The sequence below is a fragment of the Vibrio sp. PID23_8 genome, from assembly GCF_003584965.1.
Lineage (GTDB): Bacteria > Pseudomonadota > Gammaproteobacteria > Enterobacterales > Vibrionaceae > Vibrio.
In genome coordinates, this window is sequence record NZ_LIXE01000004.1 from 51,727 (window position 1) to 74,558 (window position 22,832).

Consider the following 22,832-nt stretch of genomic DNA (forward strand, 5'->3'; position numbering starts at 1 on the left):
TATTGGAGAAGAATCATGGCAAGATATTTGGGTCCTAAGCTGAAGCTTAGCCGTCGTGAAGGCACTGACTTATTTCTTAAGTCTGGTGTTCGCGCGATCGATACCAAGTGTAAAATTGATAACGCACCAGGTGTACACGGCGCTCGTCGCGGTCGTCTATCTGAGTATGGCGTTCAGCTTCGTGAGAAGCAAAAAGTTCGTCGTATGTACGGCGTTCTAGAAAAACAATTCCGTAACTACTACAAAGAAGCTGCTCGCCTAAAAGGCAACACGGGTGAAAACCTACTTCAGCTTCTTGAAGGTCGTCTTGATAACGTAGTTTACCGCATGGGCTTTGGCGCAACTCGCGCAGAAGCACGTCAGCTAGTTAGCCACAAAGCTATCCTAGTTAACGGTAAAGTTGTAAACGTTCCTTCTTTCAAAGTAACGGCTAATGACGTTGTATCTATCCGCGAGAAAGCTAAACAGCAAGCTCGTATTAAAGCGGCTCTAGAAGTTGCTGAACAACGTGAAAAACCAACTTGGATTGAAGTAGATGGTGGCAAGATGGAAGGTACATTCAAGCGTATGCCTGAGCGTTCTGATCTATCAGCTGACATCAACGAACAATTGATCGTCGAGCTTTACTCTAAGTAAGGTTAAACTAAAGAGAGGACACAATGCAGGGTTCTGTAACAGAATTTCTTAAGCCACGTCTAGTTGACATCGAACAGATCAGCTCGACTCACGCAAAAGTAACTCTTGAGCCATTAGAGCGTGGCTTTGGTCATACTCTAGGTAATGCACTTCGCCGCATTCTTCTATCTTCTATGCCTGGTTGTGCAGTCACAGAAGTAGAGATTGAAGGCGTACTTCATGAGTACAGCACGAAAGAAGGTGTACAAGAAGATATTCTTGAAATCCTTCTAAACCTTAAAGGTTTGGCTGTTCGCGTTGCCGAAGGCAAAGATGAAGTGTTCATTACGCTGAACAAATCAGGCTCGGGCCCTGTGGTTGCAGGTGACATCACCCATGATGGTGATGTAGAGATCGCTAACCCAGAACACGTTATTTGTCATCTAACGGATGACAACGCTGAAATCGCAATGCGTATTAAAGTAGAACGTGGTCGTGGTTATGTTCCAGCTTCTGCGCGTATCCATAACGAAGAAGATGAGCGTCCAATCGGTCGTCTACTAGTAGATGCTACTTACAGCCCAGTAGACAAAATTGCCTACGCTGTAGAAGCAGCTCGTGTAGAGCAGCGTACTGACTTAGACAAGCTTGTTATCGATATGGAAACAAACGGAACTCTAGAACCTGAGGAAGCAATCCGTCGCGCAGCTACTATTCTTGCTGAGCAATTGGATGCGTTCGTAGATCTTCGTGATGTACGTGTACCTGAGGAGAAGGAAGAGAAGCCAGAATTCGATCCGATCCTACTGCGTCCTGTAGACGATCTTGAACTAACAGTTCGCTCTGCTAACTGTCTGAAAGCAGAAGCGATTCACTACATCGGTGATCTAGTACAACGTACTGAGGTTGAGCTACTTAAAACGCCTAACCTTGGTAAGAAATCTCTTACTGAGATTAAAGACGTACTTGCGTCACGTGGTCTGTCTCTGGGCATGCGCCTAGAAAACTGGCCACCTGCATCAATCGCTGAAGATTAATCGATACTAGTTAGAAGGATTAGGTCATGCGCCATCGTAAGAGTGGTCGTCAACTCAACCGCAACAGCTCACATCGCAAAGCGATGTTCAGCAACATGGCTAGCTCTCTAGTACGTCATGAAGTTATCAAGACTACTTTGCCAAAAGCAAAAGAGCTACGTCGCGTAGTTGAGCCTTTGATTACACTAGCTAAGACTGACAGTGTTGCTAACCGTCGTCTAGCATTTGCACGTACTCGTGATAACGAAGTAGTTGCAAAACTGTTTAACGAACTAGGTCCACGTTTTGCTGCTCGTCAGGGCGGTTACACTCGTATCCTAAAAGCTGGCTTCCGTGCTGGTGACAAAGCTCCAATGGCTTACATTGAGCTTGTAGATCGCCCAGCGGCTGAAGAAGCTGCTGAGTAATCAGTTCGTAAGAACAAAAAAAGCCGAGCATCAGCTCGGCTTTTTTGTATTCGCTGACTCTTAAAAGTCAACGTACATATCTATACAACGTCTCACTCACTCCATAGAGAGCTTAGTGCACCCAATAGATTGCTCGTTGCTCCTTGCTGTTTAAGGTAATCTAATATGATCGGTGAAAATTCGGCAACTTGAGAGGCGTCTAAGCCTGCGTTACTGAATGCACTTTTAACCTTATCCATGCTATCGATAGAGCCCATGGTTAGACTTATATCGGTGAGATCTGACAATCCTGGAACTAACTTGTTCAATTCGGATAAGTTGTCCCCTGTTAGCTTGCTTTCCGCATAAGCGAGCATAGCACTAGTGCCAGATGCGGCCATGTCGGTAGAAATAGTGAGCTTTTTCCCTACCGCTTCAGCAATGGGATTACTGTGCTCGAGCTCTACCCCTTTCACTAGGTCATCGGCACTTTTCATTGCTTTATCCGTTTCTCCTTCCGCATCTTTTAGTAACGTATCGGAGTCAGTTTCCGCTTTTTTCATTACATCTTCAGTGCTTTGCTTGGCTTTTTCCAATTCTCCTTCAGTTTCTTGGATGAGCGTATCGGCCAAAGCCGGTGTTGAAAGAATAAGGCAGGTTAAAAGTAGATTCAGTTTTTTCATTCTTTGTCCTTACTAATCGGGAGTGAGTCCGAATAAATTGTAGACAAAAAAAAAGCGACACGTGGAGTGCCGCTTTAAAATATCACTAATCAGTATCGATTATAGGATGTCTAGTAGTTCTACTTCGAATACTAGTGCTGCGAATGGAGGGATAGCAGCACCGGCGCCACGCTCACCATATGCAAGATCTTGTGGGATGTACAGTTTCCACTTAGAACCCACAGGCATTAGCTGAAGTGCTTCTACCCAGCCTTTGATTACGCCAGTTACAGGGAATTCAGCTGGTTGACCGCGAGATACAGAACTGTCGAATACCGTGCCGTCAGTGAGTTCACCGTGGTAGTGAACGCGAACTTGTTTATCAGAAGTTGGGATTTCACCGTTACCTTCAGTGATGATTTCGTACTGAAGACCAGATTCAAGTACGTTTACTTCAGGACGTAGAGCGTTATCTTTTAGGAACGCTTCGCCTTCAGCTGCTGCTGCTTTTGCTGCTTCTTGACGAACGGCTTCTGCGCGAGTGTGTAGCTCTTGCAGTGCGTTGTTGATTTCGTCAATTTCGATCGCTGGCATGTCGCCAGTTAGTGCTGTTGCAATACCCGCTGCGATAGCATCAACGTTAAGGCCTTCTAGACCAGAACCTGCAAGTTGCTGACCCATTTGCAGACCAATGCCGTAGCTTGCTTTTTGTTCAGCAGTTTCAAATTTAATTTCAGACATGAATGTCGCTCTTATTTCGAGTGAGGAAAGCAACAGGATATCAGTTTCACGCGTAGGTTTAAACGATTGTAGTGGAATGTCTTATTAGGGCATCAAGGGTGTGACTTATCTCTTACTCCAAGTGAAATCTTTGCCAATTTCAGCCAAAACGCATTTTACTTTGGTGAAAAACATATACTCTCCGCGCTGGTATTTTTATACTGGTGTCAGAAGTATTAAGGGACTCATTACCATGAATCGTCGCAGAAAGAAAAAGCAGCAAGTCGACTACGTCGAATTGATGAAACAAAAGCTCGCTGCTATCGATTGGAAGCAGCCGGTCAGCAAGGCCAAGTGGCAGCAAATCATTCAGCCGATTGCCCAATTTTGGCAACACCTTCCTAAGTTACACCAACGTGCATTAATGGTGCTGCTACCAGTGGTCTTTTTGCTTTTGCTCATCCCTGCTCCTAAGGATAAGCAAGCAGTGGTGGAATCTCCGGTTGACACTCAACGTGTCGCAATCCAGCTGAATGCACAAAGCTTGAGTGAGCAGCGTTCAGTGCAAAACTCAGAACCAAAGAAGTCTGAGCAATGGAAAGAGTACACGGTAAAGAACGGTGATACGTTAGCTCAAGTATTCCGCAGCAACCAACTGCCGATGGCAGACTTAAACGCCTTGGTCAAAATAGAAGGCAGTGACAAACCTCTGAGTCGAATCAAGCAAGGTCAGTTGGTGCGCTTTAAGCTCGCTAATGATGGAAAATTAGATATGCTTCAGCTGGAGAAAAGTGGCGATTCGGTGATGTTTTTCCGTTTATCTGATGGGACATTCGGTCGTAACAAATAACATTCACTAGTAACTATTCTAGAGGCCTTTGATTCGCGCCTTGTTTGTATCCGCCAGTTGCTTGTGTATGGCTGCTCAATATGTTCAATCTTGTGTCTGTTGATTGACGCGCTGTTTTCTCTTATTCCATGGTAAGAGAGGCAGTACGATCACTAGGATCCCTATTGCCGTCAGCCAATCCGGAATCTCATCAAACCACCATATCCCGAATAGTGTTACAAACACTAAGCCTGAATATTCCGCTAAGGCAATGTCTCCAGCCGGAGCTTTCTGATACGCCAAAACAGCTAAGCCATTATAACTTAAGATGCACACGGCACTCGCGATCACGAACGCCAGTTCGTGCCAAGTCATAGGTTGCCAGTAAAACCTAGCTAATATTGTGGAGATAGGCAACGAGAACAGTGTTGTCCACCAAAGTGTGGTGACGACCGATTGTTCACTGGGCAGCTTTCTTACCAATATATTGAACATCGCCAGTGTGATTGCTGTGCCGAGTGCAAACAACGCAGCCCAATGAAAATGATCCGGTCTGAGCACCACTAAGACTCCGAGGAAGCCAAAGCAAGTGAGCAAGATCTTACTCAGTGGTGGGTGCTCTTTTAGGAACAATATTGACAGTGGCAACATTAAAATGGGTGCTGCGTAAAAGATGGCGTTAGCGGTAGCGAGAGGGAGGTGAGTGACTGCAACCATCATACAGCCGCTACCAATCAATATAAGGTGGGCTCGCAACAAGGTGATAGGTGCTTGTTTTAGGCTGCGCTTATTCGGTTTTTGTTTGAGGTAAAAAGGCAAGATGATCAGCAGTGAAGCCAACTGGCGCACAAACATATATTGGAAAGGGCTGATGCCGCCCTCAATCAGTTTGACGGCGACATCGGAGAGTGATGCCGCCAAGTTACCGATAACCAGTAGGAGTAACGCTAGCAGGTGTGGTGACATTTAGCTTACTCGGCGCATATCCACATGAGGGATACCATCTTCCAGGTAGCTTTCGGAAATGACCTTAAAGCCATGACTCGCATAGAAAGCCATCAGATGTTCTTGCGCGCCAATATCGATCGTCTGACCTGACCATAGCTGTTGGCAATATTGTAGGGCTTGCTCAAGAAGTTCATGTCCAAGACCACTACCTCGAGCGCTTTGTTTGGTTACCACACGACCGATACTCACATTGTCATATGTTGTACCCGCAGGCAGTAAGCGCGCACAAGCAACCAGCTCCTTGCCTTTATAGCCCAATAGGTGAAAAACGCCTTCTAGTGTATCTTTGCCGTCCAGTTCAGGATAAGGACAGGTTTGCTCCACCACAAAGACATCAACGCGCAGGCGCAGCATCTCATACAGTTGTATGGTTGTCAGTTGAGAGAAAGGTTGGGCAGTCCAGTTGATCATTTCCAATATCCATTAATGAGAGTATGCCGCTGACTTTACGTCGTTTTCTGCAATTACTCATTAACTATGGTTAATTTTAACTGGTCTTCGTGACAAATCTGGCGATAATGTGCCCTCTTTTTCATCCCACCTGAGGATACTACCCTGTGAGCAAACAAACTTTTGACCAAGTAGGGCTAAATCCAGCGCTACTAGAAACGCTTGATTCATTGAACTATACCCATATGACGCCAATTCAAGCGCTCAGCTTGCCAGCGATTTTGAATCAGCGTGATGTGATTGGTCAGGGTAAAACTGGCTCGGGTAAAACGGCAGCGTTTGGCCTCGGTGTGTTATCCAACCTCAACGTAAAGCGCTTCCGGGTGCAATCTTTGGTGTTGTGCCCAACGCGTGAGTTGGCTGATCAGGTGGCGAAAGAGATCCGTACGTTAGGTCGTGGTATTCATAATATCAAAGTGCTGACTTTGTGTGGTGGGATGCCGATGGGGCCTCAGATTGGCTCACTAGAGCATGGTGCTCATATTCTGGTGGGAACACCTGGTCGTATTCTCGATCACCTTGAAAAGGGCCGAATTAATCTTGAAGAGCTGAATACGTTGGTATTGGATGAAGCTGACCGCATGTTGGACATGGGCTTTCAAGACGCGCTGGATGCGATCATTGAGGCTGCGCCGAAGCAACGTCAAACGCTGCTTTTCAGCGCCACCTTCCCAGAGAAAATTGAACAGATTGCTCAGCGTATTATGCAATCACCAGAGATGATTAAAGTCGAAGCAACTCATGATACGTCGAGCATCGCACAGTACTTTTATAAGGTAGAAGGCTCAGAAGCGCGTGATGAAGCATTGGCCAATCTACTTTTGACTCATCAGCCAGAGTCGGCGGTGGTGTTCTGTAACACCAAGAAAGAAGTACAGAATGTGGCAGATGAACTACACCACAAAGGTTTCAGTGTCATTGACCTTCATGGTGATCTAGAACAGCGTGAGCGTGACCAAGCGTTGGTTCAGTTTGCGAACAAGAGTGTTTCTATTCTAGTGGCTACTGACGTTGCTGCTCGCGGTTTGGATGTGGACAACCTAGATGCGGTGTTTAACTTTGAACTGTCTCGAGACCCTGAAGTGCATGTACACCGTATTGGCCGTACCGGTCGTGCTGGCAGTAACGGCTTGGCATTCAGCTTCTTTGGTGAAAAAGACGGTTTACGCGTTGCCCGTATCGAAGAGTACTTGGATATGGATGTGGTTCCAGCAACGCTGCCAGCGAAATCAAACCAACAGCCTTATCAAGCAAAAATGGTGACGATCAATATCGATGGTGGTAAGAAGCAAAAAGTTCGTGCGGGTGATATTTTAGGTTGTTTGACCGGCAAAGGCGGCATTACTGGTGCACAAGTGGGTAAGATCCAATTAATGGCGATGCGCTCTTACGTGGCGGTCGAAAAGTCAGTGGCGAAGAAAGCGCTACAGATCATTAGTAACGGTAAGATGAAAGGTCGTCAATTCCGAGCTCGTATTCTGAAGTAATAAGATACCCTCTGAATTAGGAAGGCGCTTCGAATGAAGCGCCTTTTGCGTTTTAGTCATTCATGTCTTTCTTTAAGCGCGTTTTTATACGACTTAAACTGATGGCGGTTATTCCTAAATAAGCTGCAATTTGACTGTCTGTAATGCGTTGTTCTAAATCAGGGTAATGGGCGCAAAATAATTGGTAGCGTTCTTCCGGTGAGTAGAGCAACATAAAGCGCTCTTTGTTTTCTTTATGCATCAGTTGTGTTTCAAGCAACTTCAAATAAATCGGATGCTTCTCTTTGCGCCATTGGTGCACTATTTCAATGGGTAAGCAAAATAGATCACAAGGCGTCAGCGTTTCTAATAAATACGGGGCAGGCTGATTTTTTATAATGCCTTCAAAGCCAATCATCCAATCTTTTTCCCAGTAAAACTCTTTGCTGAACTCTTTGCCTTTATCGGTCAGGTAACTGGCGTGGCATAAGCCTTCCAACACAAAGTAGATGTGTGAACTGCACTCGCCTTGATGATTCAAAATGTGTCGTGTAGGCAGTTCAAGCTGCTGGCCGTGCTCGATAAGCTGATTGGCTTCTTGTTCCAGAAAACCATGATTGATTAAGTCAGAAAAAAGCGCGTGGTGCATGTGATACTCCCAAAGAATTTTCTCTATTCTAACGGCTTTTTCTGGTGACAAAAAAGCGGCTTATAGAAGCCGCTTAATATTTTGAGTCTGGTTGAGGCTATTTGTTTAAGTCGATTTGGTAGATCGCAAAACCAATCTCATCGGTTGCGACACGCTTCATCGGGTATTGTCCATTCGCTTTGATGAACTGTGCTGCTTTATCACTTGGTGATGTTTCAAAGCGGATGTCTAGCTTGGTATTTGACTTAATCGGAGCGAACGACCAGTTGTTATCAGCACTTGGTGTGACTTCGCCTTTTTCTTCACTTACGCGAGAGATGTAAGCGGCAATCACAGATCGGTTCTCATCGGGAGAATCGAACGCGATGAAGTCAGGGCCTGTACCAGGGAAGGTGTTGCTGTACGCACGGTAGTTGTTCGTCGCAATAATGAAATCTTGCTTCGGATCGACAGGCTTGCCATTGAACGTTAGGTTCACGATACGTTGTGAGTTCGGGTTGATGACTTTACAGCCTGCGTCGTACTTAGGTGGTTGAGTGATATCGATTTGGTAGCTCACACCATCAATCACATCGAAGTTATAAGTGCGGAAGTTATCCCAATCAATCAAAGACTGAGGTTCATGACTGTTCACATCGATGTGCTTGAATTGGCCAGCACTGCACTCTAGCCATTCTTTAACTTCTTTACCTTTGACCTTCATTGCCACGAGTGTATTCGGGTACAGATAAAGGTCAGCGGCGTTACGGAAGGTTAGCTGACCAGCTTCAACTTCTGTGAAGCCCGTTGGGTCATCTTTACGGCCGCCCACTTTAAACGGCGCAGCTGCACTCAATACCGGAATGTCAGCGAGATCAGGATCGCCTTGAATAAAGCGCTCCACGTAGTCTTTCTGTGCTAGGTTTACGATCTGAATGGTTGGATCATCTTGTACCAATGCGAGGAAGCTGTACATCACATCATTCGCTTTACCAATTGGCTGGTTAACGAACTCACGCGTGCCTTTATGGTCTTCTTTTAGTGCGTTAACGATGCCGTTATCCGCTTCTGCGAGAGATTTCTTGTTCGCGTTGTCGAAAATAGGGCGAGCTTCTGCTTGGCCTTCTACTACTTGCCACTTACCGTCTTGCTCTTTAAGTAGTAAGTCCATGACACCAACGTGACTGCCCCAGCGGCCTGGCATGACGGCTGTTACGCCATTGATGCTGCCTTTTTCGTTATCGACGCCTTGAAGATTTTTAAATCCTTTGCCTGGGAATACGGCGTGAGAGTGACCAAACGCAATCGCATCGATGCCTTCTACTTCCGTTAAGTAGTAAACCGAGTTTTCTGCGTCTAGTTTATATGGGTCAGTTGAAACGCCAGAGTGTGGGATCGCCACAATCACATCCGCACCCTCTTTTTTCATTTGAGGAACGAGCTTCTCCGCGGTTTCTTTGATGTCTTTGGCGACGACTTTGCCTTCTAGATTTTTCTTATCCCACACCATAATTTGAGGTGGCACGAAGCCAATGTAACCGACTTTGATTTCGTGGCTTTGACCCTCAGTGTCTTTGAAGGTGTGCGTTTTGATCAAATAAGGTTTGAAGTAGTGTTCACCCGTTTTTTTATCGAATACGTTCGCACTGATATATGGGAAGTTCGCCCCGTCGATGGTTTTTTTCAGAAAATCTAACCCGTAGTTAAACTCGTGGTTACCAATGTTACCTACATCGTAATCTAACTGGTTCATCGCTTTGTAAACGGGGTGGACTTCGCCAGCGTTAATCCCTTTCGCTGCCATGTAATCCCCCATCGGACTGCCTTGAATTAAGTCACCATTATCCACGAGGACGCTGTTTTCTGCTTCTGAACGGGCTTGTTTAACCAGCGTTGCAGCGCGACTTAAACCGATTTTCTGTGATGGTTGATCTTTATAGTAATCGTAATCCATCACATTGGTGTGAATGTCGGTTGTTTCGATAATTCGCAGCTTGATAGTGTCTGCCATGGCAGAGCTAGCCAGCGTTAACATGCCAGTCAAAACTGCGACGGAAACGGGATTAACTGCTATCTTCATTAGATGCTCCAAGTTTAATAGAGAGAACGTGCGTTGACTAATTTAGCAAATATTGATGCAACCCTACGCTTGGCATGCAGAAAACTGTGATTGCGGTTGGTTTAATGGTGGAGTTGTTGGCTTTTCATCGTTTTAAATGAGACTAAACAAAAATCGCTTAGCAGTTTTTTGAATAAAAAATGAAATTTTAGAATTTCCGGCAATATACGTACGCCGCCATAATGTCAGATATACGATATCAATGGATGATGAGTGAGCACATGGCAGTCAACGAGTCAGTAACGACGTTCCCCTTAAATAAGCCTCGGCTGGTGGCGAATAATAAAGCCGTCGAGGTTCCGCGTTTTGCTAAACAATCACTTCAATCAGGCGAAGTCGCTTTAGTCGGGGCCGGGCCTGGCGATCCTGAATTGCTGACGTTAAAAGCCCTAAACTGTCTGCAGCAAGCGGATGTCGTGCTTTATGACTACCTTGTCTCTGAAGAGATCATGGCGCTTATCCCAAGCGATACCATTTTGGTGTGCGTAGGGAAAAGAGCGAGTTATCACAGCGTGCCGCAAGAGAAGACCAATCAGCTGCTGGTGGATTTTGCCAAGCAAGGCCACAAAGTGGTGCGCATAAAGGGCGGTGATCCCTTTGTTTTTGGTCGTGGTGGCGAAGAGCTGGAAGTTTTGGCTGATGCCGGTGTGCGTTTTCAGGTCGTCCCCGGCATTACGGCTGCCGCAGGGGCGACAGCTTATGCAGGCATCCCTTTGACTCACCGTGATTATGCGCAATCCGCGCTGTTTGTTACAGGGCATTTAAAAGAAGACAGTGACGATATGGACTGGTCGACACTCGCTCGAGGTAATCAAACGTTAGTGATCTATATGGGCTTGATGAAGTCTCACCATATTCAAGATCAACTTATAAAACACGGCAGAGCGGCCTCTACACCTATTGCGATCATCGAGCGTGGTACTCAAGTTCAGCAAAAAGTGTTCTCAGGAGTATTGTCGCAGTTGTCCGAGCTGTCGAAGCAAGCTCAGGCGCCCTCTTTGATTGTTGTCGGTGAGGTGGTGCGCTTATCTCAAAAATTAGACTGGTTTTTGCCTAATACTGATTGCAACAAAACCGCCGTTGCGAATGGCCGATAGCCAGAGCCACAAAATTCGTAACCTAATGAGCCGGTTAGCTTAACAAGGAAATTCAAAATATGGATCAACAACGTTTAACTCACCTACAGCAGCTCGAAGCGGAAAGTATTCATATTATCCGTGAAGTTGCTGCTGAGTTTGATAACCCAGTCATGATGTATTCGATTGGTAAAGACTCTTCAGTCATGCTGCATCTTGCGCGCAAGGCTTTTTATCCTGGCAAAATTCCGTTCCCTTTACTGCACGTCGATACCGACTGGAAATTCCGTGAGATGATCGAATTTCGTGATCGTACGGCAGAGAAATATGGTTTTGAGCTTTTGGTTCATAAGAACCCAGAAGGTCTTGCTATGGGGTGTAGCCCGTTCGTACATGGTTCTTCAAAGCACACTGATATTATGAAAACGCAGGGATTAAAGCAGGCTCTGAACAAGTACGGCTTTGATGCAGCGTTTGGTGGTGCGCGTCGTGACGAGGAAAAATCACGTGCCAAAGAGCGAGTGTACTCATTCCGCGATAAGAACCACACCTGGGACCCAAAGAATCAACGTCCTGAGCTTTGGAAGACGTACAATGGCCAAGTCAATAAAGGGGAAAGCATTCGTGTATTTCCGCTTTCAAACTGGACAGAGCTGGATATCTGGCAATACATCTATCTAGAGAACATCGAAATTGTGCCTCTCTACCTTGCTGACAAGCGTCCTGTGGTTGAGCGCGATGGCATGTTGATCATGGTTGATGATGATCGTATGAAGCTAGAACCAGGCGAAGTGATTGAAGAGAAAAGCGTGCGTTTCCGTACGCTTGGTTGTTACCCATTAACCGGTGCGATCGAATCCGAGGCGAATACGCTAACGGGCATTATAGAAGAAATGCTAGTCGCCACTTCAAGTGAGCGTCAAGGCCGAGCGATTGACCACGATCAGTCAGGATCGATGGAGCTTAAGAAACGTCAAGGTTACTTTTAGGGTGAATAGACCCTTTGATCTAAGGAAAGATAATGAACAGTACAGTTGAAGCTCAATTAGCCGAGCTTGGTATCGAAGGCTATTTAACACAACATCAGTACAAGTCCCTGCTTAGATTCCTGACTTGTGGCTCGGTTGATGACGGTAAAAGCACCTTAATTGGCCGTTTGCTCCATGATTCCAAACAAATTTATGAAGATCAGCTTGCTGCCGTTCACTTGGATAGCCAGCGAGTGGGCACCACGGGTGAAAAACCAGATTTGGCATTGCTAGTGGATGGTCTCCAAGCCGAGCGCGAGCAGGGTATTACCATCGATGTGGCGTACCGTTACTTCTCTACCCAGAAGCGTAAGTTCATTATTGCCGATACCCCAGGGCATGAGCAGTACACCCGTAACATGGCAACGGGCGCTTCGACTTGTGACCTTGCGGTGATCCTTATTGACGCGCGTAAAGGGGTGTTGGATCAAACCCGTCGTCATTCATTCATTTCCAATTTACTCGGTTTGAAGCACTTTATTGTGGCGATAAACAAGATGGATCTGGTGGATTACTCACAATCGCGTTTTGAAGAAATTCGTGATGAGTACCTGAAGTTTTCTGAGAACCTAATTGGTGAGACTGATATTCAGATCATTCCAATTTCAGCTTTAGAGGGCGACAACGTGGTCGACAAAGGACCAAACTTAAGTTGGTTTGAAGGCCCGTCGCTATTAGAGCTGCTTGAAGAAGTGGATATTGATCAATCAAGAGATGCAGGGGATTTTCGCTTCCCAGTGCAATACGTGAATCGCCCGAATCTGGATTTTCGCGGTTTTGCTGGCACGATTGCTTCAGGCTCGGTGGAAGCCGGCGATGCGATTAAAGTACTGCCATCGGGCAAAACGTCTACGGTTGCACGTATTGTGACGTTTGATGGCGATGTACAGCAAGCCCAAGCGGGATTGGCAGTGACGCTAACACTGAGTGATGAAATCGACGTCAGCCGTGGTGACTTGATTGTGCTTGAGAATGCGCAAGTAGAATCAACCAATCACCTGTTGGCGGATGTCGTATGGATGACGGAGCAACCCCTGCAACCAGGGCGAGACTATGACATCAAGATTGCAGGTAAGAAGACGGTGGGGCATGTAGAGTCTATTCATCACCAATATGACATCAATAATTTATCGACTTATGGTACGCCAGAACTGCCACTGAATGGCATTGGTTTATGTGAGTGGTCGCTGAACGAGTCTGTCGCTCTCGATAATTACCAAGCGTGCGCGGACACGGGTGGTTTCATCATCATTGATCGTCTGACGAACGTAACCGTTGGTGCGGGGATGGTGAAAGAAAGCTTGGCTGAAGTTGAACGTGGCCTTGCTGATGTTTCAGCGTTCGAAATTGAGCTTAATGCTCTGGTTCGTAAGCATTTTCCACACTGGGAGGCCAAGGATCTGAGCCAGCTACTGAAGAAGTAATCGGTTCATTGAGCCTGGCTGAATTGCAGCACCAGTCAGGCTGATTTTTCCCCAAATCCAGAATGCTCAGGAGGTCAAAGAAATCGAGCATTTTGGCATTTTTCTTTTATGGTTTTGTTTTTGTAGCTCGTTTTTCACGTTGTATATCACGCGTTGTAAGAGTGATTCTTTTTGTCCGGTTCGGGTTTGTTAGTAAGGAAAGGCTATGTGGGAACAAGGATTGGTATTGGCGATTTTGCTGGGCATTATTACTTGTCTGCTCGTAAGTAAAATCAAACCGAGCCATGTCTTCGCTGGTGCCGCTTTTGTCGCCTTTATGGCCGGTATGATTGAACTTAACACCATTGCTGCCAACTTCACTAATTCTTCTCTACTGACTTTAGTCTTGTTGATCTTGGCATCTTGTGCATTGGAGAAAACGTTACTTATTAGTTGGGTTAGTCGCAGTATCTCGAAGGGGAGCCTCGGTCAGGTCATTGCTAAGTTAGGCTTTTCAACCGCGTTATTGTCCTCTTTTACCAATAACACTGCCGTCGTAATCTCTTTGATTGGTGCGATTAAGCGCAACCAGCAACATGCTCCATCTAAGTTACTGATCCCGCTATCTTACGCTGCTATCTTTGGTGGTACGTTAACGCTGATAGGAACCTCGACCAACTTAATCATCAACAGCTTTGTGGAAGATGTGGGCTTACCGAGTTTGAGCTTTTTTACCCCGACCATGATTGGTTTGGCAGTGCTGGTGGGCGGGCTGCTCATCTTAATTCCATTGAGCTATTTATTGCCTAACTATGATGATCAGAACCAAGAGGATTTGCCATACTTTTTAGAATCTCGTGTGGAGCCTGGGTCACCTCTAGTCGGGCGTACCATCAGCGAAAATAATTTACGTGCGCTAAGAAAGTTGTTTCTAGCGGAAGTGATCCGAGATGAGGTCAGCGTCCCCTCGGTTGGACCTGATTTTGTGTTAAAAGCGAAAGATCGCTTGCTGTTTTGTGGGGATGTTGAAAGTGTGGCCACACTGCAAGAAATTTCTGGCCTGACGTTATTTGGTCATCAGCATCTTAACGGGCAGCATTTTATAGAAGTCGTTGTGAGTTCGTCGGCGACCTTTTGTCGTAAGACGCTCAAAGAAAGCCGATTTCGTGACCGCTTTGATGCGGTGGTGGTGGCGATTCGTCGTGGTCATGAGCGCCTTGAAGGTGGGTTAGGTAACATTACGTTAGCGGCAGGCGATACCTTAATTTTAGTGCCCGGTAAGCGTTTTGAAAGTGAACGCCGAGCGCATCGTAAAGAATTTGTTGTGATAAATGATCTGGACTCCAGTGCCCGTTTGGATGCCAATAAATCTTCACTGGTGTTACTCGGCTTTGCGTCAGTCATCGGTTGTGCACTCCTTGATGTCATTCCGCTGATTAAGGGCTTAGCCGCTTATCTCATCGCTTTGCTTGCATTCGGTGTTGTACAACTTTCTGAGCTTCGTCGTCGTTTCCCCATCGATATCGTGGTGATAGTTGGCTCAGCGCTGTCGATTGCACAGCTAATGCTCTCGTCCGGTTTGTCGGTGAGAATGGGTGATATGTTTATTGAAGCCTTTAATGGCTGGGGTGTGTTAGGGGCACTGGTGGCGACTTATATTATGACCTTAGTGCTGACAGAGTTGGTGACGAATAATGCGGCGGCGGCGCTGTCTTTTCCTATCGGCTATAGTATGGCTGTAGGGTATGGTGTTGATCCCATGCCATTTATTATGGCGGTGTTGTTCGGCGCCAGCGCAAGTTTTATTTCTCCTTACGGGTATCAAACGAACCTGTTGGTCTACAGCGTAGGGAATTACAAATTGACCGATTATGTGCGAATTGGTGTGCCGATATCCATCGTGTATTCCGTGTTGGTACTGACACTGATCCCGGTCTTCTTTCCGTTTTAATCTGTAAATTTACAAGGATACGTTATGGCTGCTGAAACAGCGGTAAAAGATGGAAACATTGTTTGGCATCAGCACTCGGTTGATAAACAGCGTCGTGCGGAGTTAAAGCAGCAAAAACCAGCGGTGTTATGGTTCACAGGGCTGTCCGGAGCAGGAAAGTCCACCATTGCAGGGGCGTTAGAAAACCGCTTATCTGAGCTGGGGTACCACACTTATTTGTTAGATGGCGACAACGTTCGGCATGGTTTGTGTAGTGATTTAGGTTTTTCTGAGCAAGATCGTCGAGAGAACATTCGCCGTATTGGTGAATTGGCTAAGCTAATGGCGGATGCAGGCTTGATTGTGCTGTCTGCATTTATTTCCCCACACCGTGTTGAGCGTCAGTTAGTACGTGATTTACTGCCTGATGGCGAGTTTATTGAAGTGTTCGTCAATGCGTCTCTAGAAGTGTGCGAAGGGCGTGATCCGAAAGGGTTATACAAAAAAGCGCGCGCCGGTGAAATATCGAATTTCACTGGTATTGATTCTGAATATCAAGCACCAGCTAACCCAGAGATCGATTTGCCCGCAGGCGACAAGAGTGTCGAAGCGCTAGTGGAATTGTGTTTGGCTGATCTAACACAACGTGGTGTGATCCGATAAAAAAGCATTTGGATCATGGGTGGCCAAAAAGTCACTAAGCTGTTTAAAGAGCTTTTGGATCATCAGTGATAAAAAGCTCTTTTTTCTGAACTAAACGGTGTGATTCACCGTGGTTTTCGCTTCGCTGTGAACGCTAAATTTCTGATTTAAAAGGGTCAACATCTGGTCGTAGTATTGATTGTTAGGTTTATTGCCAAGCAGCTTACACAACTCATTGCCTGTTGGCGTAAAGCGGTAATACAGAAGACGGACACCTTTCGTGTTCACTTGCAGTGACAAACTCTTACCTTGGTAGGTGAGCATCAAAGGTACTTCGATACCAATCTCTCCTGATTCTAATTCTGTGCTGTGCAGAAGTCCCAGCTCAATCAACACCAGTAAACTCGAATAAGGAAGCTGGAAGCTGCCCATATTGAGGTTGCTAGTGGTATCGCGTTTACCAAAGCTAAATATTCCGCCATGCGCTTTGTAGCCAATGAGCAGCTTTTGGCTGCTGTCACCACCAAAACTGCACGCTAAAGAGGCGGCTCTTTGCAGCGTTTGAGCTTCCTTGGGTGACATGTCTTTCAATGCTTTTAGTGCCTTCATTGAAGTGGCTCCTGGGTTGATGACCTCTCGCTTCAGCACTTGCGCCCATAGTTTTTGCATTGAACTGTTGTGGATGTTCTGCGCCATATCGAAAAAGCGGTATAACCAATCTTGGTCTGGCTCTCCGGCGGTTTCATCTCGGCATGAGCTGTGCGCTAACTTAAGGATCTGTTCTAGGTTTTTCTGTCTTTGCTCTTGGCGGCGCTGCTCACGCAGTTGTGCACGTTCTAGTGCGGTTTTTGCAGGCGGTTCGCTTTGTAGCAGTGCGTCGAGCCCATAAGTCTGCGCAATGGTTTGAACACGGCTCGCGCTGTCTTTGATGTAGCCAGTCTTTTTGTCATGGTGACGTTTTTTCTGACAATTGGGTTTGTGTTCGATGACAATAGGTTGCTTTGCTGGTTCTGCCATTTATTTTCCTACCAAGGGCTTGCGGTTCTCGCTTGCCTAAATTTACACCTTAATACGATGGTCGACCAGAGAGTGATGCTCAGATTTTGATACAAAAAAGGACTATTCAAAATGATAACAAATTGTTAAGATTGTTATCACTATTTTGGAGGGGCGATGAAATATTCAGAGACAAGCAAACTGAAAAAGCACCTGTCGATCGCGCTTATTTTGATTCTGTATGTCGGGGTTTTAGCGTACCTATCCCGCTATATCACGTAACTTTCTGGCATGAAAAAGGCGTCAAAATGACGCCTTGGTGCACATTATATACTGACTGAAAAACGCACTTTTGTTCCGCTCACTACATATCATCGTAGGCTTCGATGCCTGTGCCTTCGATGACGTAGGCCGTTTGTGCCAGTTCATGACTTATGGTTTCTGTTTTTAATTCGCCAACCACGTAAATCACATCCCACAGTTCTTGCACGGGTGCGCCTTTAGGAAATTTTACATAAATGATTTGGTTTGGCGGCGGCGGTGGTACATGGATACACGCGCCAAAGTACGGCACCAACAGAAATTCAGTTACGGTATTTGCATCCCCCTCTAGTGGGATAACAAAACCAGGGATTTTCACCTGACTGCCATTCAACTCTGGTCTTACATTACCTATTTTTGATTGCTGTGCAGCGTCACCGTTGTGATCAGAAGAAGGCATGCCGATGCTGTCAAACATCTTGCGCTCCGATTCTGGTATGAGATCTATCCAATCTAGTGTTAGAGGCTCTTCGTCACTGGCTATCACAGGCGAAGCCAATGAGAAGATCAGCGCAACAGCGGTGAGAATTTTTGTCCACATCTTTTTTAAATCCTTATTGTCATTCCATCACTGAGTGATTGTCGATAAGCTCGGAATGCAGGGATGAAGCCAATGACTATCCCCGCGCATTGAACGAAACCAAGTAACATCCATTCATACGATGAGAGGGCGCTTAGCGTCAGGTGTATGCCATAGTGTTGTTGAATGATGGGTTTCAGTAGGGAAAGTATGGCATAAAGCCCTACGATACCCGTCACAATTCCGCTTGCTGTCAGGAGGCTCGCCTCACTGATCAACAGAGAGAAAACATGCCTTGGTCGTGCGCCCATGGCGCGGAGAATCGCCATTTCTCGGCGACGTTCTTGCAAACTGATGAGAAGACTGCTCAACATGCCAAGCAATCCTGCCACGACGACAAATCCAGACACGGCCATTAATGCTTGTTCTGCGATTGACATCATGCTCCATAACTCATACAAAGCAACGCCGGGCATGATGGCACTGAGCGGTTCTTTTGGATAGGTATTGATTTGCCGTTGTAGGGCAAAAGTTTGAATGCGTGACTTTAGTCCCACCAACATTGCCGTGATCTGCTTGGGCTGAAAGTCTCTTGCGCGTAGTTCATCCGCTTTTGGCGTCGCCCCGAGACGTGCGCCACTTTCCCAACCAACATGGATGGCTTCGATGGCCTCGAGAGAGACGTGGACTGTTTTATCGACAGGCGTTCCCGTTGGGGCAAGAATGCCTACGACCTTAAAAGGTAAATTATTATGGCGACTAAAGCCAACGTCACTGATGCCATGGGCGATAATGATTTCGCTGCCGAGCTTATAACCGAGCTGTTTTGCTACATCTGAGCCAAGCACGGTTTCAAATAATCCATTGAATGGTTTGCCTTGTGAGAAGGTAAGTGGTTGCTTACTTCCATACTTGTAATGTTCGAAATAGCGATGGTTTGTTCCCATCACGCGAAAGCCTTTATGAGAATCCCCCAACGAAATGGGAATTGCCCAGTCGACGGCGCGATGGTTTGCGAACTCTTGGTAGCTCTTCCAGTCAATATTGTTCGTGGCATTGCCGATTCTGAATATCGAGTACAGCAGCAGGTTCACTTGACCTGAGCGCCCGCCGACAATTAAGTCGGTTCCTGAGATGGTGTTGGCAAAGCTGTCTTTTGCTTGAGTTCGAATGCGTTCAACGCCTAATAAGAGTACGACCGAAATCGCGACCGTCATGATAGTGAGGATCGCAGTCGCTTTGCGGTTCATCAGGCTTTTCCAAGCGAGCTTGACGACAGTACTCATGATGCCGCTCCTCGATTTGAGGTTAGATTGATTTCAGGGAGATTAAGTGTTCGGTCGAACAAGGACTCAAGGGTTGGATCATGGCTAACAAACACTAACGTTGCGTTAGCAAGGTTCGCTTGTTCCATAAGCAACTCAATAAATGCCATGCGATTGTCATGATCCAACGCGGATGTCGGTTCATCGGCAATGACCAGTTCTGGCTGGCCAATTAAAGCTCTCGCGGCTGCGACACGTTGTTGTTGTCCGATACTCAGTTCTGATACTGGCTTATCGTGCAGTTCTTTAGGTAAGTGCAGGCGTTCTAGCAGTGTCGTCGCTTGCTCGACCAGTGATGAAGTTGATGCATTAGGCGTGACACGATCGCTACGGATCTTACTGAACTGGCATGGAATTAGCACGTTCTCAATCACATTTAAGTAAGGCAACAAATTGAATTGTTGGAAGATATAGCCAATGTGATCGGCACGAAACTTATCTCTTTGGCTTGCTCTTAGACTGGCCAATTCGGTACTTAGTACCGAGAGGGAGCCTGAGGTTAAGGTATTAATCCCCGTTAGTAGAGCGAGTAGCGTCGATTTACCACAGCCACTAGGACCCTTGATGAAAACATGTTCACCTTGGGCTATGTGTAACTGTGGGATATAAATGGTCGCGTTTTCTGAGCCGGGCCAGACAAACTGGGCATTCGTTAGCTCAACAACGTTTGATGTGGTTTCAGTCATAGTAAATCACCAAAGCACCGACGTGTTAGTAAGCACTCACACGTCATGTGAGTTATTTAATTGAGATCTTCGCGTTGTCTTTGCTTAGGTTAGTCGCAGACTGAGTGGTATCAGTGAACAGATTCACATTGATCGATTCCGTGGTTGGGAACGTCTTGAACCAAGTGGTATCAATGCTGTTTAGGTCTGCTATCGAGTCACAGTGGTAGCGGTATTCCCCTGTGAACTCACCGTGTCCGCCGTGTTCACGGTTGTGACCTTGGTGATCGTGATGTTCATGACCGTTATGATCGGAGTGGTCATCATGTGTGTGTTCATTATGAACATGATCTTTATGCTTGTCATGGTCATGCTTATCGTGATCGTGCCCTTCATGGGCGTGGTGATCATGACCTTCGTGCGAATCTTGGCCTAGCGTATGGGAGACGTAGACGTCTTCAATCACGCACTTCGCTTGTTGGTTGATAGCAAATAGTTTGTTGGTATCTTTGAGAGCAGCAATTGCGTTGTTAAGTGCCTTCTCTTGTTCTGCGTTTTCTGTTGCGTGCTCAAAGCCCACGATGTCAGCACCTGGAGAAGTGATTTCGATCAGTAGGTCTTTACCGTCTTGAGCAATATTGAATTCTACGTGACCGTGCTCGTGCGCTTTGTGCTGACGGTACTCTTCTGCGTTAACCGTGGCGGTTAGTGATAGACAGATAACAAGAGCTAGAGCGTGTTTAGATGGCATTTTATTATCCTAATTTTGCTTAAATTTCTTATGTGGTTGCGGTTTAGATTATGCGATTAGCAACCCTAATTCTAATAAGGGGACTTCTTAAGTTTAAGCAAAGATTGGAGGTGCGCGTGCGGTATAACGCACGTCACTAATGCTGAATTGCCTCTCTATGACGTCAGAATGCGTGGCGCGCTGGTAGGTTGGCGCGAAAGTCTCAGGTTGATGCTTGACCAAGCCATGTTGTGCGCCGGAAAATAGTTGGCAATGATGATGGCTATGATGCTCAGGTGTGAGATCGAGTTGATGGGTGATGGTGGCAAAGTTCCAAGCGATCAGCAACGTGACACTGAATAGTACAACAGTGCGGTGCAATTGATAGGTGATTGCTTGCCAAAGGTGATGCATCTTAGAGCCTGAAATAATACCAGTGTTATAATATAACATTTATTTGTAGTGAACGTTCCCCCTTTTGTTAACGCTAAGCCATTTATCGACATCGATACCCAAGTACCTGAGGCTACATGGGTATCGATGTCGATAAGGCTCCTTGTCAACGCGAACAAGAAGCCTGAGTCAATCAGATGTTCTGTTTGATAAGGCCTAATACTTGATTGATCTCATTAGGTGATAGGGCACCTTCTTTGATAAATAAAATCTTACCTTGCTTGTCTTGTACGATGATTGCAGAGCTTTCTTCTTTCAGTGCCCACGAGCTTGCAATGACACCGCTCTCATCCAATACCATGGACGACCAAGGAAATTCTTTTTTACTGTCTTGCGCTGATGATTTTACAAATGACCCCGTGCCCCAGATCGAATCATCTTGGTTAATGATCGTCGTTGTTTGGTAGCTATCTTGTGGTAATTTCGCCTCGATTAATGCAGTCATCAGTGGCGCATTCATTTCTTTTGCGCTGGTGCGTCCTGCAATCGCTTGGATCACGCGAACCTTTCCAAGCATGTGCTGTGTCGCCCATGGTTGGTAAGCGACGCCTTCACCTTGCAGTACGATTTCACCGTAAGCGTTTACTTTCGCGGCAGGCACCGTTTCGCCAAGCTTTAGGTTAGTAGCAAGAGCAAGGCTAGGAGTGAGAGCGATAAAAACAGAGAGGAGAGTCTTAGTTTTCATGTTGTTATGTTCCATGTGGGTTATGTAATTTGCCAAGTATACACTTAGAGTGAATAAAAATGTAGAACGACAATTAACAATTACTTAACATTTGCCGTATTGGTTTGTTGCGATAAGTCTAAAATTTGGTAAAATAAATTCTGTCGCAAATCGCGCATAAAGTTGCCATGGAAAGAGTTATAGGTATTTTTTCTCAAAAGGATATTGAGGTTGGTTATGCTTCGTGAGTTTGTTGTTTATCGTCCACGTCAAGTGGCGCGTTTCGTTAAGACGTTATTCAAAGGGCAATTTTCAATTGCTGGAGTAGGCCAGTTCCATTTTGATAACGGTAAAGTATTATTACCGGACATCAAGGATCCTAAGCAACTTTCCGTATTTAAAGAGGTGAACCAGGCAATATTGTCCTTGCCTGCTTAATTAGGAATTGCAAAAGAGCGACGATGGTCGCTCTTTTTGGTTTTGCTAGAGATTGGGTGGGAAGCATACGCCGGTACCGCCTAATCCGCAGTAACCATTGGGATTTTTTGCCAAATATTGTTGATGGTAGGTTTCTGCAAAGTAATAGGGGCCAGCGGGTCGGATCTCGGTGGTGATTGCAGAGCGTTGATCTTCTTGCAAGGCTTGTTGATAGCGCGTTTTTGATCTTTCAGCGGCGTCTTGTTGAGTCTGAGAGTAGGTGTAAATCGCTGAGCGGTATTGAGTCCCCAAGTCATTGCCTTGGCGCATGCCTTGAGTCGGGTCATGCTTTTCCCAAAAAGCGGCCAGAAGTTGCTCGAGTGAAATAATACTTTCATCAAAGAGCACTCGTACTACCTCGGTATGCCCTGTTTTGCCACTGCACACTTCCTCATAGTTTGGATTTGGTGTATAACCGCCCGCATAGCCGACGGATGTCGAGATCACTCCTTCGAGTTGCCAAAACAGGCGTTCTGCGCCCCAAAAGCAACCCATACCAAATAAAATTTGCTGTTGTTTACCCTGTGGTTTCGCCGTGAGGCTGGAACGATTGACAAAATGAATATCTTCAATCGGCATCGATACCTCTCGTCCCGGCAGTGAATCTTCTATACTGATCATTGTCTGTTTGTTGAGCATAGTATTTGTCCTTCAATACGAGTCTTAATGTTACGAATTTTTT

The 22,832-nt window shown here is 46.1% G+C and carries 25 protein-coding genes; 11 read left to right on the forward strand and 14 right to left on the reverse strand.

Translation table 11 applies throughout. The features are described 5' to 3' along the window. The first annotated feature begins 15 nt into the window (after nt 1–15). The 3 genes from rpsD to rplQ are packed head-to-tail and all read left to right on the forward strand — an operon-like array spanning nt 16 to nt 2,059. Nucleotides 16–636, forward strand: a complete 621-nt coding sequence (rpsD, locus tag AK966_RS09190; protein WP_099079979.1) for a 30S ribosomal protein S4 — start codon at nt 16–18, stop codon at nt 634–636. A gap of 23 nt (nt 637–659) precedes the next feature. Beyond that, complete coding sequence (locus tag AK966_RS09195; RefSeq protein WP_005383143.1) at nt 660–1,652, forward strand: DNA-directed RNA polymerase subunit alpha; 993 nt, start codon at nt 660–662, stop codon at nt 1,650–1,652. A 26-nt stretch (nt 1,653–1,678) separates the two neighbouring features. Then, nucleotides 1,679–2,059 (forward strand): 50S ribosomal protein L17, encoded by a 381-nt coding sequence (gene rplQ, locus AK966_RS09200; protein ID WP_005383141.1) that lies wholly within the window; start codon nt 1,679–1,681, stop codon nt 2,057–2,059. A 92-nt stretch (nt 2,060–2,151) separates the two neighbouring features. Here the strand turns inward: rplQ and AK966_RS09205 are convergent, their stop codons facing one another. Together AK966_RS09205 and AK966_RS09210 are read right to left on the reverse strand one after the other, a co-directional pair. Further along, nucleotides 2,152–2,721, reverse strand: a complete 570-nt coding sequence (locus AK966_RS09205; RefSeq protein WP_099079978.1) for a DUF2780 domain-containing protein — start codon at nt 2,719–2,721, stop codon at nt 2,152–2,154. A 99-nt stretch (nt 2,722–2,820) separates the two neighbouring features. Further along, entirely contained in the window at nt 2,821–3,441 is a 621-nt protein-coding gene (locus AK966_RS09210) for an FKBP-type peptidyl-prolyl cis-trans isomerase (RefSeq protein ID WP_099079977.1), read from the reverse strand. Between the two features lie 232 nt (nt 3,442–3,673). Here AK966_RS09210 and AK966_RS09215 point away from each other — a divergent pair, with 232 nt between their 5' ends. Continuing rightward, nucleotides 3,674–4,270: a LysM-like peptidoglycan-binding domain-containing protein gene (locus tag AK966_RS09215; protein ID WP_099079976.1), complete on the forward strand. Its 597-nt coding sequence runs from the start codon at nt 3,674–3,676 to the stop codon at nt 4,268–4,270. 84 nt (nt 4,271–4,354) lie between these two features. Here AK966_RS09215 and AK966_RS09220 read toward each other — a convergent pair whose 3' ends face one another. Together AK966_RS09220 and AK966_RS09225 are read right to left on the reverse strand one after the other, a co-directional pair. After that, complete coding sequence (locus AK966_RS09220; protein ID WP_099079975.1) at nt 4,355–5,215, reverse strand: DMT family transporter; 861 nt, start codon at nt 5,213–5,215, stop codon at nt 4,355–4,357. Further along, entirely contained in the window at nt 5,216–5,668 is a 453-nt protein-coding gene (locus tag AK966_RS09225; protein ID WP_099079974.1) for a GNAT family N-acetyltransferase, read from the reverse strand. It abuts the gene before it with no gap. A 146-nt stretch (nt 5,669–5,814) separates the two neighbouring features. Here AK966_RS09225 and dbpA point away from each other — a divergent pair, with 146 nt between their 5' ends. Then, a complete protein-coding gene (gene dbpA / locus AK966_RS09230; protein ID WP_099079973.1) occupies nt 5,815–7,194 on the forward strand; it encodes an ATP-dependent RNA helicase DbpA in 1,380 nt (459 codons plus the stop codon). A gap of 52 nt (nt 7,195–7,246) precedes the next feature. On the opposite strand, the gene AK966_RS09235 is transcribed toward dbpA, so the two are convergent. Both AK966_RS09235 and cpdB read right to left on the reverse strand, forming a co-directional pair. Then, entirely contained in the window at nt 7,247–7,822 is a 576-nt protein-coding gene (locus AK966_RS09235; protein WP_119464017.1) for a Crp/Fnr family transcriptional regulator, read from the reverse strand. A gap of 97 nt (nt 7,823–7,919) precedes the next feature. Further along, complete coding sequence (gene cpdB / locus AK966_RS09240; protein ID WP_182852642.1) at nt 7,920–9,881, reverse strand: 2',3'-cyclic-nucleotide 2'-phosphodiesterase; 1,962 nt, start codon at nt 9,879–9,881, stop codon at nt 7,920–7,922. A gap of 260 nt (nt 9,882–10,141) precedes the next feature. On the opposite strand from cpdB, the gene cobA reads away from it, so the two are divergent. The 5 genes from cobA (at nt 10,142) to cysC (ending at nt 16,020) form a co-directional block, all read left to right on the forward strand. Then, the gene (gene cobA / locus AK966_RS09245) at nt 10,142–11,017 is read left to right on the forward strand and encodes a uroporphyrinogen-III C-methyltransferase (RefSeq protein ID WP_172438145.1); all 876 of its coding nucleotides are present in this window, start codon (nt 10,142–10,144) and stop codon (nt 11,015–11,017) included. A 59-nt stretch (nt 11,018–11,076) separates the two neighbouring features. Beyond that, complete coding sequence (cysD, locus tag AK966_RS09250; RefSeq protein ID WP_099079970.1) at nt 11,077–11,985, forward strand: sulfate adenylyltransferase subunit CysD; 909 nt, start codon at nt 11,077–11,079, stop codon at nt 11,983–11,985. Nucleotides 11,986–12,017: 32 nt separating this feature from the next. After that, nucleotides 12,018–13,448, forward strand: a complete 1,431-nt coding sequence (gene cysN, locus AK966_RS09255) for a sulfate adenylyltransferase subunit CysN (protein WP_119464018.1) — start codon at nt 12,018–12,020, stop codon at nt 13,446–13,448. Between the two features lie 205 nt (nt 13,449–13,653). Beyond that, nucleotides 13,654–15,378 (forward strand): SLC13 family permease, encoded by a 1,725-nt coding sequence (locus tag AK966_RS09260; RefSeq protein WP_119464019.1) that lies wholly within the window; start codon nt 13,654–13,656, stop codon nt 15,376–15,378. A 24-nt stretch (nt 15,379–15,402) separates the two neighbouring features. Continuing rightward, nucleotides 15,403–16,020 (forward strand): adenylyl-sulfate kinase, encoded by a 618-nt coding sequence (gene cysC / locus AK966_RS09265; protein ID WP_099079967.1) that lies wholly within the window; start codon nt 15,403–15,405, stop codon nt 16,018–16,020. A gap of 90 nt (nt 16,021–16,110) precedes the next feature. On the opposite strand, the gene AK966_RS09270 is transcribed toward cysC, so the two are convergent. From AK966_RS09270 to AK966_RS09300, 7 genes are all read right to left on the reverse strand, one after another. Further along, nucleotides 16,111–17,016, reverse strand: a complete 906-nt coding sequence (locus AK966_RS09270; RefSeq protein WP_099079966.1) for a TIGR03899 family protein — start codon at nt 17,014–17,016, stop codon at nt 16,111–16,113. 343 nt (nt 17,017–17,359) lie between these two features. Beyond that, nucleotides 17,360–17,857: a DUF3299 domain-containing protein gene (locus tag AK966_RS09275; RefSeq protein ID WP_099079965.1), complete on the reverse strand. Its 498-nt coding sequence runs from the start codon at nt 17,855–17,857 to the stop codon at nt 17,360–17,362. A gap of 5 nt (nt 17,858–17,862) precedes the next feature. Further along, a complete protein-coding gene (locus AK966_RS09280) occupies nt 17,863–19,122 on the reverse strand; it encodes an ABC transporter permease (RefSeq protein ID WP_099079964.1) in 1,260 nt (419 codons plus the stop codon). Then, nucleotides 19,119–19,847, reverse strand: coding sequence for an ABC transporter ATP-binding protein (locus AK966_RS09285; RefSeq protein ID WP_119464020.1), 729 nt, complete (start codon nt 19,845–19,847; stop codon nt 19,119–19,121). The genes AK966_RS09280 and AK966_RS09285 overlap by 4 nt, the downstream gene beginning before the upstream one ends. Before the next feature lie 52 nt (nt 19,848–19,899). After that, a complete protein-coding gene (locus tag AK966_RS09290; RefSeq protein ID WP_099079962.1) occupies nt 19,900–20,577 on the reverse strand; it encodes a DUF2796 domain-containing protein in 678 nt (225 codons plus the stop codon). Nucleotides 20,578–20,670: 93 nt separating this feature from the next. After that, on the reverse strand, nt 20,671–20,970 hold the full coding sequence (locus AK966_RS09295) for a DUF2607 family protein (protein ID WP_099080008.1): 300 nt from the start codon (nt 20,968–20,970) through the stop codon (nt 20,671–20,673). A gap of 172 nt (nt 20,971–21,142) precedes the next feature. Beyond that, nucleotides 21,143–21,694, reverse strand: a complete 552-nt coding sequence (locus tag AK966_RS09300; RefSeq protein ID WP_099079961.1) for a YtfJ family protein — start codon at nt 21,692–21,694, stop codon at nt 21,143–21,145. 216 nt (nt 21,695–21,910) lie between these two features. Between AK966_RS09300 and AK966_RS09305 the strand changes: the two genes are divergently transcribed. Beyond that, on the forward strand, nt 21,911–22,111 hold the full coding sequence (locus tag AK966_RS09305) for a DUF1107 domain-containing protein (protein ID WP_099079960.1): 201 nt from the start codon (nt 21,911–21,913) through the stop codon (nt 22,109–22,111). Between the two features lie 45 nt (nt 22,112–22,156). Here AK966_RS09305 and msrA read toward each other — a convergent pair whose 3' ends face one another. Further along, nucleotides 22,157–22,789 carry a peptide-methionine (S)-S-oxide reductase MsrA gene (gene msrA / locus AK966_RS09310; protein ID WP_099079959.1) on the reverse strand — a complete coding sequence of 211 codons (633 nt, stop codon included), beginning with the start codon at nt 22,787–22,789 and terminating at the stop codon, nt 22,157–22,159. Between the last annotated feature and the right edge of the window lie 43 nt (nt 22,790–22,832).